Raw genomic sequence first — 14,457 nt, 5'->3', positions numbered from 1 at the left:
GCCCGCCTCAATCCGGGTTGGGTGCATGGACCGGCGCGCGGTCGGCGAAGAACAGGCCGTGCGGCGAGCGGCCGACGGCGATCCTGCTGACCAGCTTGCGCGTGGCCAGGTCGATCACGCCGACATGGCGCGAGAAACGGAAGGTGACCCACAGGAAGCGCTTGTCGGCCGACAGTTCCATGTCGTCGGGGCCGGGCATCAGGCCGGTGATGTCGCCGGTGTTGGTCAGGGCCGTGTAGTCGAGCACGCTGATGGTGCTGTCGACGCGATTGGTGACGGCCACGTGGCGGCCGTCGTCGAGCGAGCGGAAGTTGTGCGCGCCGCGGCCGGTATGGATCTTCTTCACCACCTGGTGCGTGACGCAGTCGACCACCGCCACGTCGTCCTCGCCGGTCATGCCCACCAGCAGGTAGCGGTTGCCGGGCGTCATCCACAGCCCGGCCGGGTCCTGGCCCACGTGCATGCGCCAGTCGACGGTTTGGGTCGGCAGGTCGATCGCGGCGATCTCGCCCGATTCCTGCAGCGAGACGTAGACGGTGCGATTGTCCATCGAGAAGGTCATGTGGCTCGGCATCTTCTCGAGCGGCAGGCGCTTGGCCAGCGTGAAGTGCAGCGGCGCCTCGTAGTGATAGATGTCGACGCGATCGAGCCGCAGCGCATTGGTGACGAACCAGTGGCCGTCGGGCGAGAAGCCGAGTTGATAGGGGTCCTCGATATCCTGCAGCGTGCCCTCGACGCGGCCGGTGGGCGGGTCGACGAACATCAGGTTGTCGGACACCGAGTTCGCGATGATCAGGGTCTTGCCGTCGGGCGTGATCATCAGGTGATGCGGCTCCTTGCCGGCGGGCAGGGTGGCCACCACCTTGCGCGAGGCCTCGTCGATCAGGTTCAGCCTGGCTTCGCCCGAATCGAGCACCACCACGTTGTCGGCATGGGCGGCCAGCGGGGCGCCGGCGGCGCAGAAGAGGGACAGCAGCAGCACGCGCAGGCGCGCGGCGGGGGAGCGGAACATCGGGACTTCCTGGTGCGAGCGTGACGAAAGCGGCGCCGCGCGGCAATGACGGCGAGGGTCTCGCGTGTCGCGCGCTGGGCTGACGCGCAACTTACCGGTCAGCCCGGTGAGCGTCCAATGCATTGTGCGGATGAAACGATGAGCGCCGCGTATGAGTGGAACAATCGCGCTTGCGCGCCGCAATGACGGCCCGGCGCGCGCATCAATCGATCGTCGCGCCGCAAGCCGATGCGATCGGAATCGAAGCCGGTCGCAAGCGCGATGCTGGGTGATCGTGGGGATGGCGGCAGGAGGTTGAAAGCCGTTTGTCGAACTGGTTGTGTCGGCAACCAGTTGGGCAGGCCCCGGCGCGGCTCAGCGCTGCGTGCCGAACAGGCCGCCGAGCGCGGCGCGCAGCAGCTCGCCCGAGGTCGGCCGGCTCACGAAGCTCATGGCCGGCGCGTAGGTCAGCTCGAAGATCAGTGCGCCGAGCGTTTCGGCATCGACCGAGAGCGCGGGATCGAGCCCGCGCAGACGCTCGCCGAGCGTGCGCCAGTGCGAGCGCAGCACCGCTTCCTGCGAGGCGCGGAAGCTGTCGGCGGGCTTGGCGTGGCGCGCGTATTCGAGCACCAGCAGCGGCCAGCTGCCCAGGCGCGAATGCCGGTCGGCCCAGCCGGCGATCCGCTCGATCGCGTCGGCCGGTGTGGCGGCGCCGTCGATCGCCGCGTGCAGGTCGGCGAGGCTGCGCTGCCCATGCGCTTCCAGCACTTCCAGGAACAGCGCTTCCTTGCCCGGGAAGTTCGAGTAGACCGCGCCCTTGCTGAAGCCGGCCACCTCGGCGATGCGCTCGAGCGAGGTGGCCGCGTAGCCGTCGCGCGTGAACAGCGCGGCGGCTACCTCCAGCAGCCGATGGCGGGTTTGCGCCTGGCTTTCCTCGCGCGTCAGTCTGGCCATGCCTGTCTCCGTCGAATCGGAATCTCGGTTGAATGCCGGGCAGTATACAGATACCATCGAGTATCCGAATTATCCCGAGCTGTTCCATGTACAAGAAAGGTACCGCCCTCGAATTGCAGTTTTCGCCGCGCCGGCTCGGCGAGGCGCGCGGGCAGCCGCTGAGCCTCGGCCTGAGCGGCGAGGACGCCGGGCGCCTGTACCGCGCGCTCGACGCCTACCTGGCCGCCGCGCCGGCCCAGGGCGCGGAGCCGCTGGTGGTGAGCCTCGACGACGAGGGCGAGGTCCATGCGCCGGTGCCTGCTCACGCGCTCGATTCCGCCGCCGCCGAGGCCGAGCCCAACCAGCCAGTGCCGAGCGTCGTCGAATTCCGCCAGTTCGTCTGCCTGATCTGCGGCTGGATCTACGACGAAGCCAGCGGCGATCCCGAGCATGGCCTCGCGCCGGGCACGCGCTGGGAGGCGGTGCCCGACGACTGGCGCTGCCCGCTTTGCGACGTCGGCAAGGAAGACTTCGCCCTGATGGCTTTCTGATTCGTTCATCCGCTTCGTTTGCGATCCGGCTTCGCGAGATGCGCAAGCCACTTTCTTTCTTTTTGCCGACGCGTCGCCGATCACCCACGACCGGCGCCTGTCTGCTACGCGTTTTCTTCGATTACCTGCCATGTCGAACGAATTATCGGCAAGCAGGCCACGATTGACTTCGTTCGCTATCGAACCGTTTCGAGGGCTGCCGGCCGCTGTGCCCCGGCCCATCCGCATCACCCGCCACGCGGCTCGATTCCACCAAGCATTTCGCAAGCCCGCCGTGATCGTCCTTTAAGATGACGACACCGTCACCATCTGCGTATTCCATTGCGCCCAGAGTGTCCCGATGATCCATTCCTCCCGTTCGACGTCGGATTCAGAACGCCCGAAAGCGCAGGCGATCGCGCTCGGCGTGCTCTACACAGCACTCGTCGCGCTCGCGCTGTGGGTAATCCGTGAATTCCTGCCGGCCGTGGCCTGGGCCGGCGTGATCGCCATCGCGCTGTGGCCCGCGCTGCGCCGCATCGACGAGGTGCCCTGGCTGTCGGGGCGCCACACCGTGGTTTCGATCGTGCTGACCTCGGCGGTCGGCCTGCTGCTGGTGGTGCCGGTGGCGGTGGCGGTGGTGCAGGCCGCGGGCCAGGTCCACGAAGTGTTCGCCTGGGCGCGCGACGCGCGCCTGAACGGCATCCCGGTGCCCGACGCGGTCTCGCACCTGCCGTTCGGCGCGCAGCAGGTCAGCACCTGGTGGCAGGCCAACCTGGCCCAGCCGCTGCATGCGCCCACCGGCGTGAAGGCGATGAACAGCGAGGCCTTCGTCAGCTACGGCAAGGCCTTTGGCTCGCGCGTGGTGCATGCGGCGGTGCTGTTCGGCTTCATGCTGGTGACGCTGTTCGTGATCTTCCGGGCCGGCCCGAACATCTCGGCATCGCTGATGCGCGGCGTGCAGCGCGCGTTCGGCGCCAACGGCGCCTCGCTGATCCAGCGCATGGCCTCGGCCATCTACGGCACGGTGACGGGGCTGGTGGTGGTGGGCCTCGGCGAGGGCGCGCTGCTCGGCATCGCCTATGCATTCGCGGGCGTGCCGCACGCGGCGCTGCTGGGGCTGGTGACGGCGGTGGCCGCCATGCTGCCGTTCTGCGCGCCGATCGTGTTCTGTGGTGCCGCGATCTGGTTGTTCCTGGTGCAGGGCGCGACGGGCTGGGCGATCGGCCTGGCCGTGTTCGGCTTCGTGGTGGTGTTCGTCGCCGAGCACTTCGTGCGCCCGGTGCTGATCGGCGGCTCGGCGCGTCTGCCGTTCCTGCTGGTGCTGTTCGGCATCCTCGGCGGCGCCGAGACCTTCGGCCTGCTGGGCCTGTTCATCGGCCCCGCGCTGATGACGGTGCTGACCGTGCTGTGGACCGAATGGATCCACTGAGGATCCGCCTCGATCGTTGCGCGCGCAACGCATCGACCTTCCCGGGCACATGCCGGCGCGCCCGTTCGCACGCGAGGGCCGGCCGATTTTCGACGCGGGGTTTTAAAGTTTTCCACATTCGTGTCGTCGAGGTGGATTAGGATGCGGAAATGACGACCGATCGTGTTGGCCGGGTTCTGACCGGCCTGCTAGCCCCGCCCCCGCGTTCCTCCCTCGCCGCGCTGCCGTTCGCCGCGAGCCTGCTGTTGTCGGGCTGCTCCTGGTTCGGCTGGCTGCATCATCCCTCGTTCTCGTACGCGAAGCTGCCGGTGCCGAAGGCCGCTTCCCAGCCGGGCGCCACCCAGCAGCGCGTGGTGGGCGCGGGCGGCAATCCCGCCAGCGTCTGGATGGTGCGCAACGGGACCGGCACTTGCTACAACTACCTGCTCCAGCACGGCAACGAGCATCGGCCCTACTACGTGGTGTTCGACCGTCACGGCATCGTCACGCATCATGGTTTCGCCACCTGCATGGAGGCGGACCGGCAAGGCCTGCTCAAGCGCGCGGCGCCGGTTTCCTGAGGTCTTCCCGCTTTTCCCGCAGCACCGGCGGCCCGCTCGCCTCCGTCGCCCGGTCATCACCGGGTGCTCTCGTCGATTTCCTGCCGCCGCGGGCCCGGCTCAGGCCAGCGTGTCCACCACGCCGCCATCCACGCGCAGCGCGGCGCCCGTGGTGGCCGACGCCTGCTGCGAGCACACGTACACCACCATGTTCGCGACTTCCTCGGTGGTCGCCGGCCGCTGCAGGATCGAGCTGGCGCGCTGGGTGCGCACGAACTCCACCGCCACCTCGTCGACCGTCTTGCCTTCCTGGTCGGCGGTTTCCTTGAGCATCGCCTTCACGCCGTCCGACATGGTCGGGCCCGGCAGCACCGAGTTGACCGTCACGCCGCTGCCGGCGGCGAGCTTGGCGAGGCCGCGCGCGATCGACAACTGCGCGGTCTTGGTGAAGCCGTACTGGATCATGTCGGCCGGGATGTTGAGCGCCGATTCCGACGAGATGAACACCACCCGGCCCCAGTCGTGTTCGAGCATGGCCGGCAGGTAGTGGCGCGAGAGCCTCACGCCCGACATCACGTTCATCTGGAAGTAGTGCTCCCATTCTCCGTCGTCGATCTCGAAGAAGGGCTTCGGGCCGTAGATGCCGGCATTGTTGACCAGGATGTCGACGGCCGGGACCGCCTCGATCAGGGCCTTGACGCCGGCCGCGCCGGACAGGTCGCTGGCCACGCCCGAGGCGTTCACACCGGGCACGGAGGAGCGCAGCGTGGCCAGCGAGGCATCCACCGACCGCTCGCTGCGTCCGTTGATGATCAGGGTCGCGCCGGCGCGCGCGAGGCCTTCCGCGATGGCATAGCCGATGCCGCTGGTGGAGGCGGTGACGAGGGCGGTCTTGCCGGTCAGGTTGATTTGCATGATTCGGAGTCCCTGGAGGCGTGGAAACGGTGTGCCGCGCGTCGCTGGCTGCGCGCGCACGGCACAGGATGTATCAGCTCGGGCGAATCGCCTCGCACGCGGCGGCGGCCGGGCCGGATTGCACGATCCGCCGGCCGCGGTCGGTTCGGTGCGTTCGCCTCATTCCTTCACGTAGCACGGATAGGCCAGCTTGGCGGCCCGCGTGGCGGCGAGGTCGAGCGTGATCGCGCGCAACGGGGCGGCCTGCGAGGTGGTGCCGAGCGATTCGCCCGTCGGTGACATAGCAAAACCGGTGCCGCCGAATTCGAGCGTCGGCGTGGCGCGTCCGTGGCGGTTCGAGCTGACCAGGGCCGCGCCGGCCACGATCGCCGCCATCGCGCCGGCCGTGAACCAGTGCTGGACGGCGTGGCCGGTGGCGCGCGGCGTGACGATCAGGTCGGCGCCCAGGCGCCCGTAGGCGCGCGCATGCTCGTTGAAGAACAGCTCGGTGCAGAGCAGCACGCCCAGCTTCAGCTTGCCGACCGTCGCGCATTCGAAGCCCTCGCGGCCGCGCTCGAACCAGCTCGCCTCGTGCCAGCCCGGCTCCTCGGGAAAGAACTTCTTGTGATGCAGGTAGCGATAGGCGCCGCCCTCGATCACGAAGGCCTCGTTCGCCAGGCGCCGCGCCTGTGCCACCGGCCGCGAGGACAGCACCGCCCCCACCTGCAGTTGGCCCAGTGCCGCCAGGGCCTCCTCGTGCAGCGCCACGCTGCGCGCGGCCGCCTCGGCATCGTAGTCGGGCGTGATCGCCAGCCACGGGCCGAAGGGCATCTCGTTGGTGACCAGCAGGTCGGCCTGTTCGGCATCGACGGCGCGGCGGATCGCCTCCCAGGCCGCGCCGCTCGGCTGCAGGCCGTCGGGCCATTGCACGTAGAGGATCCTGACTGTCCCTGTCTGCATCGCTGCTCCCTGGCATGGAAAGGAAGGCGGGGCCGGTTGTCCGGTTGCCCGGCGAGGCTGAAAGCTTTTTGTAGCTGTGCTCGGTGCGAGGCGCCTTCACGATTTCCCGACGGTCGAAAAAAATTTTGCATCGGCCGGGAATAAACGCGCGGGCCCTGTGTTCGCCCTCATGTAACCCAAGCGCTCAGCCGCGAATCGTCGACGACAGCCTGGGTATGGTCCGGCCTTCGCCTCACCGCATGAAAGGTGAACGAAGTGGGGACTCCCGTCAATGCAATGCCTCTGGAGAAGTCAGATGAAGTTGAAATCGCTTGTCGCCGCCGCCCTGGCCTGTACCGCCATCTCGGGCGTGAGCTCGGCCTTCGCGCAGGACAACGCCGCCGCCGCGCCGGCCGCGCCGATCAAGAACGTGGTGCTGGTGCATGGCCTGTATGCCGACGGTTCGAGCTGGGCAAAGGTGATTCCGCTGCTGCAGGCCAAGGGCCTGCACGTGACGGCGGTGCAGAACCCGACCACCTCGTTCGATGCCGACGTCGACGCGGTCAAGCGTGCGCTGGCTGCCCAGGACGGCCCGACCCTGCTGGTCGCGCATTCCTACGGCGGCATGGTGATCAGCCAGGCCGGCGACGATCCGAAGGTGGCGGGGCTGGTCTATATCGCGGCGCGCGCGCCCGATGCCGGCGAGGACTATCCGGCCTTGACGAAGAAATTCCCGGCCGCGCCGGCCTCGGCGGGCCTGCAATGGTCGGCCGACGGTTTCGGCAAGCTCTCGGAACAGGCCTTCGTGCACGACTTCGCCGGCGACCTGCCGCCCGAGGAAGCGCGCGTCTACTACGCCGTGCAGCAGCCGATGGGCAAGCCGATCACGATGGCGAAGACCACCGTGGCCGCCTGGCACGACAAGCCGACCTGGTACGCGGTGTCGACCGAGGATCGCACCATCAACCCCGACCTGGAACGCTTCATGGCCAAGCGCATGCATGCGCACACCATCGAGATCCAGTCGAGCCACGTGTCGCTGATCTCGCACCCGGCCGCGGTGGCGAACCTGATCCTGGAAGCGACGGGCGAGGCGAAGTAAGGCGGGGCGGCAGGCGCGAGCGCGAAGCGGCGCTCGCGCCTGCCGCCGTTCGTCATTGCGGCGCGACGCTGCGCATCCAGCGCGCGATATCGCCGACCACCTGTTTCTCGATGCCGAAATAGCCGTGCGGCGACAAGGAGCTGCACGGATTCGATGACTGCGCGACGCCGCCCTCGACATGCAGGACGGTGGCCGCGCTGTTTTTCATGGCGGCGGCGATTTCGGGCGCGCGCGAGGGCGGCGCGACGGTGCAGGTGTCGTCGCGGTTGGCCACCACCAGGGCCGGCGCGCGCACGCGTTCGGGCCGCGCGTCGAACACCGTCTCGCCCGAATGCCCGACCACCGACACCGATTCAGTCAGCACGATGCCGGCCAGTTCGCCGTCGCGCGCGCTCGAGCCGACCGCCATCGCGGCGATCGAGCCCTGGCTGGTGCCCATCGCCCAGAGCGGGCGATCGGTGAGCGTGTGCGCGTAGTCGAGGATCTCGCGCAGCACCTGCCGATAGGCCTCGGTGCTGCGCTCGCCGCGCATCGACTTGTGGCCGATCGCATCGACGATCACCACGCCGTAGCCGAGCCGGGCCCACAGTTCGCGCGTGCGCACCACGAAGTTGTTGTCGTGGCGGATCGCGCCGTCGCGTTCGATGTCGACGTCGCCGGCGCCACCGGGGAACATCAGGATCACGCCGCGCATCGGGCCTGCCGGGCCGTAGAACAGCACGCGCTGGTGCTCGCCGCCGGGTAGCGGCAGGTCCTGCACGGCGCTTCGCGTGGCGAGATCGGTGCCGGCGGCGACGCTGGCGGGCGGCGGGGGCGGCACTTCGTCCGCCGACGGGCGGCGCGCGCTCGCGCCATGGGAGAAGCCGAGCGCGAGCAGCGCGACGGCGAGGATGGACAAGCGGGACCGACGAATCATGTGCTGAGTACCACCGAGATAACTGGGACGAAAGCGGGGCGGCGCGATTGCGCCGCGCGCCTAGCGTACGCCAGCGGCCGGGGGCGCGACCAATACATTTTCGGCGACGCCGCGATACGTTCGGCGTATGTCATCGGTGCAGGCCCGTGCGGCGGGCTCGCGCATCCCGATCGACATCGAATCGCAAGGAAAACGAAGCATCCGGAAAGGCGCCGCGCGGCCGATCGCAGGGCGCCGGCGCGCGATATGCGCTCAGCCCGGCGCTCAGGCGCGCGTCGCGTCGAGCTCCTTCAGCACCTCGATGAAGGCCCGCAGCGCGGCCGGCACCTGGCGGTGGCCGGGATAGTAGAGGAACAGGCCCGGATAGACCGGGCACCAGTCGGCCAGCAGCGCGCGCAGCGACTTGTTGCGCAGATGGGGCAGCGCCAGCTTTTCCGGCACCATCGCGATGCCCAGCCCCTTCAGCGCGGCCTCGATCATCAGCTCGGTGCGGTTCAGCGTCAGCGCGCCCTGCACGTCGAGCGAGATCGCCTCGCCGTGGCGCTCGAATTCCCAGCGGTAAGGGCGGCCCGCCGGCGTGCGCGCGCGAATGCAGCGATGCTCGCGCAGTTCGTCCGGCGTGCGCGGCGCGCGGCGGCCCTTCAGGTAGGCGGGCGAGGCGACCGGCAGCATCCGCGACGGGCTGCCGAAGCGGATCGCGACCATGTCCCGGGGCACGTCGTCGCCGAGCCGGAAGCCGGCGTCGTAGCCTTCGGCGACGATGTCGACGAAGGCCGGCTCGGCCACCAGGTCGACTTCCACCTCGGGATAGCGCTCGATGAATACCGGCATCACGTGCCGGACCAGCAGCATCGATACGGTCTCCGAAGCAGTCAGCCGCAGCCGGCCGCCGGGCGCCTCGCGCGAGGCGCTGAGCTCGGCCAGCGCCTCGTCGAGGCCGGCCAGGATCGGCGCGAGCTGCGCCACCAGCCGTTCGCCGGCCTGGGTCGGCGAGACGCTGCGCGTGGTGCGGTTCAACAGGCGCGTGCCGAGGCGTTCCTCCAGCTCGCGCATCATGTGGCTCAGCGTCGAGGGCGCCAGCTCCAGCGCCTCGGCCGCCTTGCGGAAACTGCGCTGCGAGCTCACCGCGGCCAGCGCTCGCAGCTCGACTAGCGTGACGCGCTCATTCATGGGTTTTCGCCATCAGGGTATGCCGGTTCAGGGCGGTTATCGGCTCGCATTATCGCTGCTAAATTGCGTGCCGTTCCATCACCGCCACAAGGAGAACGAGATGTCCCGAACCTGGTTCATTACCGGCATCGGCAGCGGCTTCGGCCGCGAGATGACGCAGCAGTTGCTGGCGCGCGGCGATCGCGTGGCCGGCACGGTGCGCGACACGCAGGCCGTCGCGGACCTGCGCGAGCGCCATGGCGACGCGCTCTGGAGCGCCACGCTCGACATGACCGACCTGCCGGGCATCCAGCGCGTGGTCGCGCAGGCCTTCGAGGTCTTCGGCCGGATCGACGTGATCGTCAACAATGCCGGCTACGGCCTGTTCGGCGCGGCCGAGGGCCTGTCCGACGCGCAGATCCGCCATCAGATCGACACCAACCTGATCGCCCCGATCCAGGTCACGCGCGCGGCCTTGCCGGGGCTGCGCGCCCAGGGCGGCGGCCGGATCCTGGCGATCTCCAGTTATGGCGGGCAGGCCACCCACCCGGGCGCCTCGCTCTATCACGCCAGCAAGTGGGGCATGGAGGGTTTCTTCGATGCGCTGTCCGCCGAGGTGGCGCCGTTCGGGATCGGCGTGACGATCGTCGAGCCGGGCGGCGCGCGCACGGCGTTCCGCCGCGCGGCGGGCCGGCATTTCGGCGCCGAGCTGGAAGCCTATCGCGACACGCCGTTGGGGGCCCTGCACGCACGCTTGTCGGATCCCGGTTTCGTCGCCAGCGGCGATCCGGCGAAGATGGTGTCGATCATGATCGACAGCGTGGATCGCACGCCGGCGCCCAAACGCATCGCGCTCGGCCGCGATGCCTACACGATGATCCGCAATGCCTTGGGCGAGCGGCTCGCCGCCGTCGAGGCCGATCGCGAACTGGCGCATTCGACCGATTTCGACGCGCCGGCCTGAGCGGGCCATTCCGTGCGCGTGATTCAGGTGAGGCGAGTCTCGCCCCGTACTTCGACGATCGCGCGTTCGAGCCGCGTCACGGCCGCCTCCATGGACTCGGCCGGCACATTGCCGTAGCCGAGCACCAGGCCGTTGTAGGCGGAGCTGTCCGAGCCGGGCAGGCAGAACGGCGAGAGCGCACGCAGCATCAGGCCGTGCGCGCGCGCGGCGCGCTCGACCTCGACGTCGGCGACCGGCGCGTCGAGCCGTGCCGACAGATGCATGCCGCCGTCGCCGGCCGAGACCGTCAGCAGGCCGCCGAGCCGGCGCGTCAGCGCCTCGTGCAGCACGTCGCGGCGCTCGGCATAGACGCGGCGCATGCGGCGCAGGTGCCGGCTGAAATGACCCGCCTCGATGAATTCCGCCAGCGCGAGGTGGTCGGCCAGCCGCCCGCGCGGCGACAGCGCCGAGGAGACCTGCTCGAGCTCGGGCGCGATGGCGCCCGGCACCACCACGAAGCCCACCCGCAAGGCCGGGAACATCACCTTGCTGAAGGTGCCGAGATAGATCACCGGCGCGTCGCGCACCACGTTCTGCAGGGCCGCCAGCGGCGTGCCGTGGTGGCGGAACTCGCTGTCGTAGTCGTCCTCGACGATCCACGCACCGGCGTCCCGCGCGGCCTGCACCAGCGCGACGCGCCGCTCCTGGGACATCACCGCGCCGAGCGGGTATTGGTGCGAGGGCGTGATGTAGACCAGCCGCGGCGGCGCGTTGCGCCACAACTCGGCCGTGGGCGCCAGGCCATGCGCGTCGACCGGCACCGGCACCAGGCGCAGCCCGGCGGCCTGCAGCGCGACGCGCGCCCCGCCGTAGCCGGGGTTCTCGATCCAGGCGATGTCGCCGGCATCGGCGAGCGCCCGCGCGCAGAGATCGAGGCCGTATTGCGTGCCGTCGGTGATCAGCACCTGCTCGGCCTCGCAGGCCACGCCGCGCGAGACGCGCAGGTAGCTGGCGATCGCCTGGCGCAGCCGCAGGTTGCCGGCGGCGGGCTGGTAGTCGAGCTGGGCCGGGCCGATGCGGCGCCAGGCGCGTTCCACCGAGCGCCGCCAGGCCGTCAGCGGGAAGGCGTCGAGGGCCGGCACGCCGAGCACGAAGGCGCCCAGCTCGCCGGGGCGATCGACGTTGCGGCTCAGGCTCGCGGCGCGCCGCGACAGGGGCGGCGGCGCCAGCGGCGGCACGCGCTCGGCACGCGCGGGCGGCAGGCCGGTGCGCGCCACGCGCGTGCCTTGCCGGTCGGCGATCACGTAACCTTCGGCCGTCAGCCGCTCGTAGGCGTGCAGCACGGTGTTGCGGGCGATGCCGAGCAGCTCGGCCAGCGTGCGCGAGGAGGGCAGGGCCGTGTCGGCATCGAGCCGACCTTGCAGGATCGCCTCGCGCAGGCAGGCGTAGAGGCGATGCTGGCGTGGCTGGCGCGCTTCGTCGGCGGCGCCGGCGGGCTCGAGGAAGGCGGCGAACAGGACGCGGAAATCCATCGTGGCTCCAAGAATCGATGATCGGCTGGATCTAGGCATGGTGCCATGGTTTGCGTATCGTCCGATGCTTTCCATCCCGTCATTCCGGAGCCAGGCCATGAACGAAGCCCCCGCCAGGGATCTCCCCAGCTCGGAGCGCACCCGCGTGCGCCGTGTCGCGCAGCGCGCCCATTACGATCGCGCCACGCTGGAGGCGATCGTCGACGCGGCCCATGTCTGCCATGTCGCGTTCGCCGACGAGCAGGGCGTGCATTGCATTCCCACCGCCTGCTGGCGCGACGGCGATCATCTCTACATCCATGGTTCGAACGGCAGCCGGATGCTGAAGCTGGCCGCCGCGGGCGCGCAGGTCTGCGTGAGCATCACGCATCTCGACGGCCTGGTGCTGGCGCGCTCGGCCTTCAATCATTCGATGAACTATCGCTCGGCGATGATCTACGGCTGCTTCGAGGTCGTGCCCGAAGCGGGCAAGGGTGCCGTGCTCGACGTATTCCTGGAACAGCTCGCGCCGGGGCGCAGCCGCGAGGCGCGCCCCGCCAATGCCAAGGAGCTGGCGGCGACCACGGTGCTGCGGATCGGCTTCGACGAGGTGGCGACCAAGGTTCGCCAGGGCGGCCCGAAGGACGACGAGGACGATCTCGGCTTGCCGGTCTGGGCCGGCGTGCTGCCGCTGGGCGTGGCGCGCGGGGCGCCGATCGTCGAGGCGGCGCCCGATGGCACGCCCGCTTATGTGCGCGACTGGGAGCGCGTCGTTCTCGCCTGAGCACGGGCGCGGCGCCGGGTTGCCAGCGCTTCGGCGGCTGCCGAAGCAGCCTCGGCAGCGCTGGACCCGCCCTCGTCGGCGAATGCGCTTCAGCCGGTCGTGAGAGGGGGCAAGCGGCCTTCAGTCGGCCTTTGGTCTGCCTTCAGTCGACCTTCAGTCGACCTTCAGTCGGCCGTATCTCCGCCCTTGGGCAGCTTCGACCAGGCGGCGCGCCCCGGCAGCGGCGACCAGGCCGGGCGTGCCGCCTTCGCCGTGTCGATCACCACCAGGTAGCGGCCCGCGTCCGGTGTCGGCTCGCGCGGCTGGTCGCGCAGGATCCACGGCGCCTCGCCCTCGCTCGCTCGCGTCTCGTAGTCGGCATCGAGGATGCCGCGATGGTCGAGGAAGGCATTGAGCGAGCCGGGAATCCGCACGCAGCCCTTCGAGTGGCGGATGCCGAGCAGCGGCTCGAGCTTGTCGGGATCGGTGGAATGCATCTGGAAGCGCATCGGCGAGGTGCCGCCCTTGCCCCAGCCGCGCTGTCCGTCCACCCAGCCGAAATCGAAGATGCGCCGGCCGGCCGCGCCATAGCCGCGGATCTTGTTCTCGTTCTCGGTTCCCTCGGCGCGGAAATCCATGTTGACGGGCGAGTGCTCGAACACGCCGGTGGGCGTGACGAAGTGGTCGTACTGGCCCGGCAGCCCGGTGCCGACGGGCGAGGCGCCGATCAACTGCCACTCGTTGCCGGGTGTAGTTCGGAAGTAGACGAACAGCGCCTGGACGTTGCGCGCGCGATCGACCAGCACCACGTATTCGCCGGCCAGCTCGCCGTGGCCCTTGGCGGCCAGCGCCTGCTGCAGCCGCGTCGCGTATTCGCGCTGGGCCGCGGCCGGCACCGTCAGGCGCCGCGTGACCTCGCGCGCGTAGGTATCGCGCATCGCCAGTGCGCGCCGGGTGATCGCCAGGGCTTCGTCGGCGTTCTTCGGCGCGCGATGGAACACGGGCGGGGGGAGTTCGGCGGGGACCTCGGGCGCTTCGGCGGCAGAGGCCGACGAGGCGGCCGAAGCGCTGGCGCCGGAGGTTGCCGAAGCGGCGGACGCCGTGGAAGCCGGAGCCGCGTCGGCGTGTGACGACGGTTTGGCCGCGGCAGGCTCTGCCGCCTTGCCGGCCGGAGCCTGCGCTGCGGAAGCGGGCGCTTGCGCCGGAGCGTCGGCGGCCAGCACCGGCACGGGCAGGGTGCCGAGCACGGCGAATGCCGCGCAGGCCAGGCAGGCGATCGCACGCCCGCGGTGAGGAGCGGGGTGCCATGACGACGGGGCGTCGAATTGTTCTGGCATCAGGGGGCCTCGTGTCAACAACGATGACGGTGAGGCATGGCTGGCCCGAATTCGTTCGGCCGGGGTTGTGACGACTTGTAAGCGGGGTCGGAGCGCAGGAGCTCAGGCGGCGAAGCGGTTCAGCCGAGATCCTCGTCGATTTCCTTGCGCTCGCGGCGCTCCTCGTTGCCGCGCCGGGCGCGCAGGCGCTGGCGGGAGAGCACCGAGATCACCTCGCCGGTGCTGGCGCCGGCCGGGATTTCATTGCGGATCACCTTGGCGACCAGCGGCAGGCCGGCCCGCTGTCGTTTCAGCGCGCGGGCGATCGCACCCCGGCACGCCGGGCCGTGGCATTCCCATTCGTCGCGGATTCGTTCGCAGTAGCGGCATTTTTCCATCCACAGAGTCTAACCGGAATCGACCTTGCGCTCGGGGTGGGCCGCAACGGCCTGTAGCGGGGCGATGGGCATCGGTGAGGCTCGCGGTCGTCAGTTACCCG

Annotated in this window: 15 protein-coding genes; 6 read left to right on the top strand and 9 right to left on the bottom strand. The window is 69.8% G+C overall.

Translation table 11 applies throughout. From position 1 onward, the window contains the following. Positions 1-7: 7 nt before the first annotated feature. Positions 8-1,012, bottom strand: coding sequence for a YVTN family beta-propeller repeat protein (locus BM43_RS10380; protein WP_036055646.1), 1,005 nt, complete (start codon positions 1,010-1,012; stop codon positions 8-10). 354 nt (positions 1,013-1,366) lie between these two features. Next, positions 1,367-1,945 (bottom strand): TetR/AcrR family transcriptional regulator, encoded by a 579-nt coding sequence (locus BM43_RS10375; protein WP_036055647.1) that lies wholly within the window; start codon positions 1,943-1,945, stop codon positions 1,367-1,369. 86 nt (positions 1,946-2,031) lie between these two features. Between BM43_RS10375 and BM43_RS38580 the strand changes: the two genes are divergently transcribed. From BM43_RS38580 to BM43_RS10360, 3 genes are all read left to right on the top strand, one after another. Next, positions 2,032-2,475 carry a rubredoxin gene (locus tag BM43_RS38580; protein WP_080742261.1) on the top strand — a complete coding sequence of 148 codons (444 nt, stop codon included), beginning with the start codon at positions 2,032-2,034 and terminating at the stop codon, positions 2,473-2,475. A gap of 340 nt (positions 2,476-2,815) precedes the next feature. After that, complete coding sequence (locus BM43_RS10365) at positions 2,816-3,886, top strand: AI-2E family transporter (RefSeq protein ID WP_013691056.1); 1,071 nt, start codon at positions 2,816-2,818, stop codon at positions 3,884-3,886. 149 nt (positions 3,887-4,035) lie between these two features. After that, entirely contained in the window at positions 4,036-4,446 is a 411-nt protein-coding gene (locus BM43_RS10360; protein ID WP_226284720.1) for an outer membrane protein assembly factor BamE, read from the top strand. A 99-nt stretch (positions 4,447-4,545) separates the two neighbouring features. Here the strand turns inward: BM43_RS10360 and BM43_RS10355 are convergent, their stop codons facing one another. Continuing rightward, positions 4,546-5,340, bottom strand: a complete 795-nt coding sequence (locus BM43_RS10355; protein WP_036055648.1) for an SDR family NAD(P)-dependent oxidoreductase — start codon at positions 5,338-5,340, stop codon at positions 4,546-4,548. A 159-nt stretch (positions 5,341-5,499) separates the two neighbouring features. Next, the gene (locus BM43_RS10350; RefSeq protein ID WP_036055649.1) at positions 5,500-6,279 is read right to left on the bottom strand and encodes a carbon-nitrogen hydrolase family protein; all 780 of its coding nucleotides are present in this window, start codon (positions 6,277-6,279) and stop codon (positions 5,500-5,502) included. A 295-nt stretch (positions 6,280-6,574) separates the two neighbouring features. On the opposite strand from BM43_RS10350, the gene BM43_RS10345 reads away from it, so the two are divergent. Then, on the top strand, positions 6,575-7,360 hold the full coding sequence (locus tag BM43_RS10345) for an alpha/beta hydrolase (protein ID WP_013691052.1): 786 nt from the start codon (positions 6,575-6,577) through the stop codon (positions 7,358-7,360). Between the two features lie 52 nt (positions 7,361-7,412). Here the strand turns inward: BM43_RS10345 and BM43_RS10340 are convergent, their stop codons facing one another. Continuing rightward, entirely contained in the window at positions 7,413-8,276 is an 864-nt protein-coding gene (locus BM43_RS10340; protein ID WP_080742260.1) for an alpha/beta hydrolase, read from the bottom strand. A 264-nt stretch (positions 8,277-8,540) separates the two neighbouring features. Next, positions 8,541-9,446, bottom strand: a complete 906-nt coding sequence (locus BM43_RS10335; RefSeq protein ID WP_036055650.1) for a LysR family transcriptional regulator — start codon at positions 9,444-9,446, stop codon at positions 8,541-8,543. Positions 9,447-9,546: 100 nt separating this feature from the next. Between BM43_RS10335 and BM43_RS10330 the strand changes: the two genes are divergently transcribed. Next, complete coding sequence (locus tag BM43_RS10330) at positions 9,547-10,389, top strand: SDR family oxidoreductase (protein ID WP_036055652.1); 843 nt, start codon at positions 9,547-9,549, stop codon at positions 10,387-10,389. A 23-nt stretch (positions 10,390-10,412) separates the two neighbouring features. On the opposite strand, the gene pdxR is transcribed toward BM43_RS10330, so the two are convergent. Further along, complete coding sequence (pdxR, locus tag BM43_RS10325) at positions 10,413-11,900, bottom strand: MocR-like pyridoxine biosynthesis transcription factor PdxR (RefSeq protein ID WP_036055653.1); 1,488 nt, start codon at positions 11,898-11,900, stop codon at positions 10,413-10,415. A gap of 97 nt (positions 11,901-11,997) precedes the next feature. Between pdxR and BM43_RS10320 the strand changes: the two genes are divergently transcribed. After that, positions 11,998-12,663 carry a pyridoxamine 5'-phosphate oxidase family protein gene (locus BM43_RS10320; protein WP_036055655.1) on the top strand — a complete coding sequence of 222 codons (666 nt, stop codon included), beginning with the start codon at positions 11,998-12,000 and terminating at the stop codon, positions 12,661-12,663. A 164-nt stretch (positions 12,664-12,827) separates the two neighbouring features. Here the strand turns inward: BM43_RS10320 and BM43_RS10315 are convergent, their stop codons facing one another. Together BM43_RS10315 and BM43_RS10310 are read right to left on the bottom strand one after the other, a co-directional pair. Beyond that, a complete protein-coding gene (locus tag BM43_RS10315; protein WP_042286498.1) occupies positions 12,828-13,979 on the bottom strand; it encodes a L,D-transpeptidase in 1,152 nt (383 codons plus the stop codon). 119 nt (positions 13,980-14,098) lie between these two features. Continuing rightward, positions 14,099-14,356, bottom strand: a complete 258-nt coding sequence (locus tag BM43_RS10310; protein WP_025101996.1) for a hypothetical protein — start codon at positions 14,354-14,356, stop codon at positions 14,099-14,101. Positions 14,357-14,457 lie beyond the last annotated feature (101 nt).

Origin of the sequence: Burkholderia gladioli (assembly GCF_000959725.1) — a bacterium.
Taxonomy (GTDB): domain Bacteria; phylum Pseudomonadota; class Gammaproteobacteria; order Burkholderiales; family Burkholderiaceae; genus Burkholderia; species Burkholderia gladioli.
Note: the sequence above shows the minus strand (reverse complement) of the source record. Positions and strands in the feature narration are given on the sequence as shown.

Bases quoted from the DNA above. Each gene is read 5' to 3' on its own strand.
- BM43_RS10365 (WP_013691056.1), top strand. From the start codon at position 2,816: ATGATCCATTCCTCCCGTTCGACGTCGGATTCAGAACGCCCGAAAGCG.
- BM43_RS10380 (WP_036055646.1), bottom strand. From the start codon at position 1,012: ATGTTCCGCTCCCCCGCCGCGCGCCTGCGCGTGCTGCTGCTGTCCCTC.
- BM43_RS38580 (WP_080742261.1), top strand. From the start codon at position 2,032: ATGTACAAGAAAGGTACCGCCCTCGAATTGCAGTTTTCGCCGCGCCGG.
- BM43_RS10360 (WP_226284720.1), top strand. From the start codon at position 4,036: ATGACGACCGATCGTGTTGGCCGGGTTCTGACCGGCCTGCTAGCCCCG.
- BM43_RS10330 (WP_036055652.1), top strand. From the start codon at position 9,547: ATGTCCCGAACCTGGTTCATTACCGGCATCGGCAGCGGCTTCGGCCGC.
- BM43_RS10345 (WP_013691052.1), top strand. From the start codon at position 6,575: ATGAAGTTGAAATCGCTTGTCGCCGCCGCCCTGGCCTGTACCGCCATC.
- BM43_RS10320 (WP_036055655.1), top strand. From the start codon at position 11,998: ATGAACGAAGCCCCCGCCAGGGATCTCCCCAGCTCGGAGCGCACCCGC.
- pdxR (WP_036055653.1), bottom strand. From the start codon at position 11,900: ATGGATTTCCGCGTCCTGTTCGCCGCCTTCCTCGAGCCCGCCGGCGCC.
- BM43_RS10350 (WP_036055649.1), bottom strand. From the start codon at position 6,279: ATGCAGACAGGGACAGTCAGGATCCTCTACGTGCAATGGCCCGACGGC.
- BM43_RS10335 (WP_036055650.1), bottom strand. From the start codon at position 9,446: ATGAATGAGCGCGTCACGCTAGTCGAGCTGCGAGCGCTGGCCGCGGTG.
- BM43_RS10355 (WP_036055648.1), bottom strand. From the start codon at position 5,340: ATGCAAATCAACCTGACCGGCAAGACCGCCCTCGTCACCGCCTCCACC.
- BM43_RS10375 (WP_036055647.1), bottom strand. From the start codon at position 1,945: ATGGCCAGACTGACGCGCGAGGAAAGCCAGGCGCAAACCCGCCATCGG.
- BM43_RS10315 (WP_042286498.1), bottom strand. From the start codon at position 13,979: ATGCCAGAACAATTCGACGCCCCGTCGTCATGGCACCCCGCTCCTCAC.
- BM43_RS10340 (WP_080742260.1), bottom strand. From the start codon at position 8,276: ATGATTCGTCGGTCCCGCTTGTCCATCCTCGCCGTCGCGCTGCTCGCG.
- BM43_RS10310 (WP_025101996.1), bottom strand. From the start codon at position 14,356: ATGGAAAAATGCCGCTACTGCGAACGAATCCGCGACGAATGGGAATGC.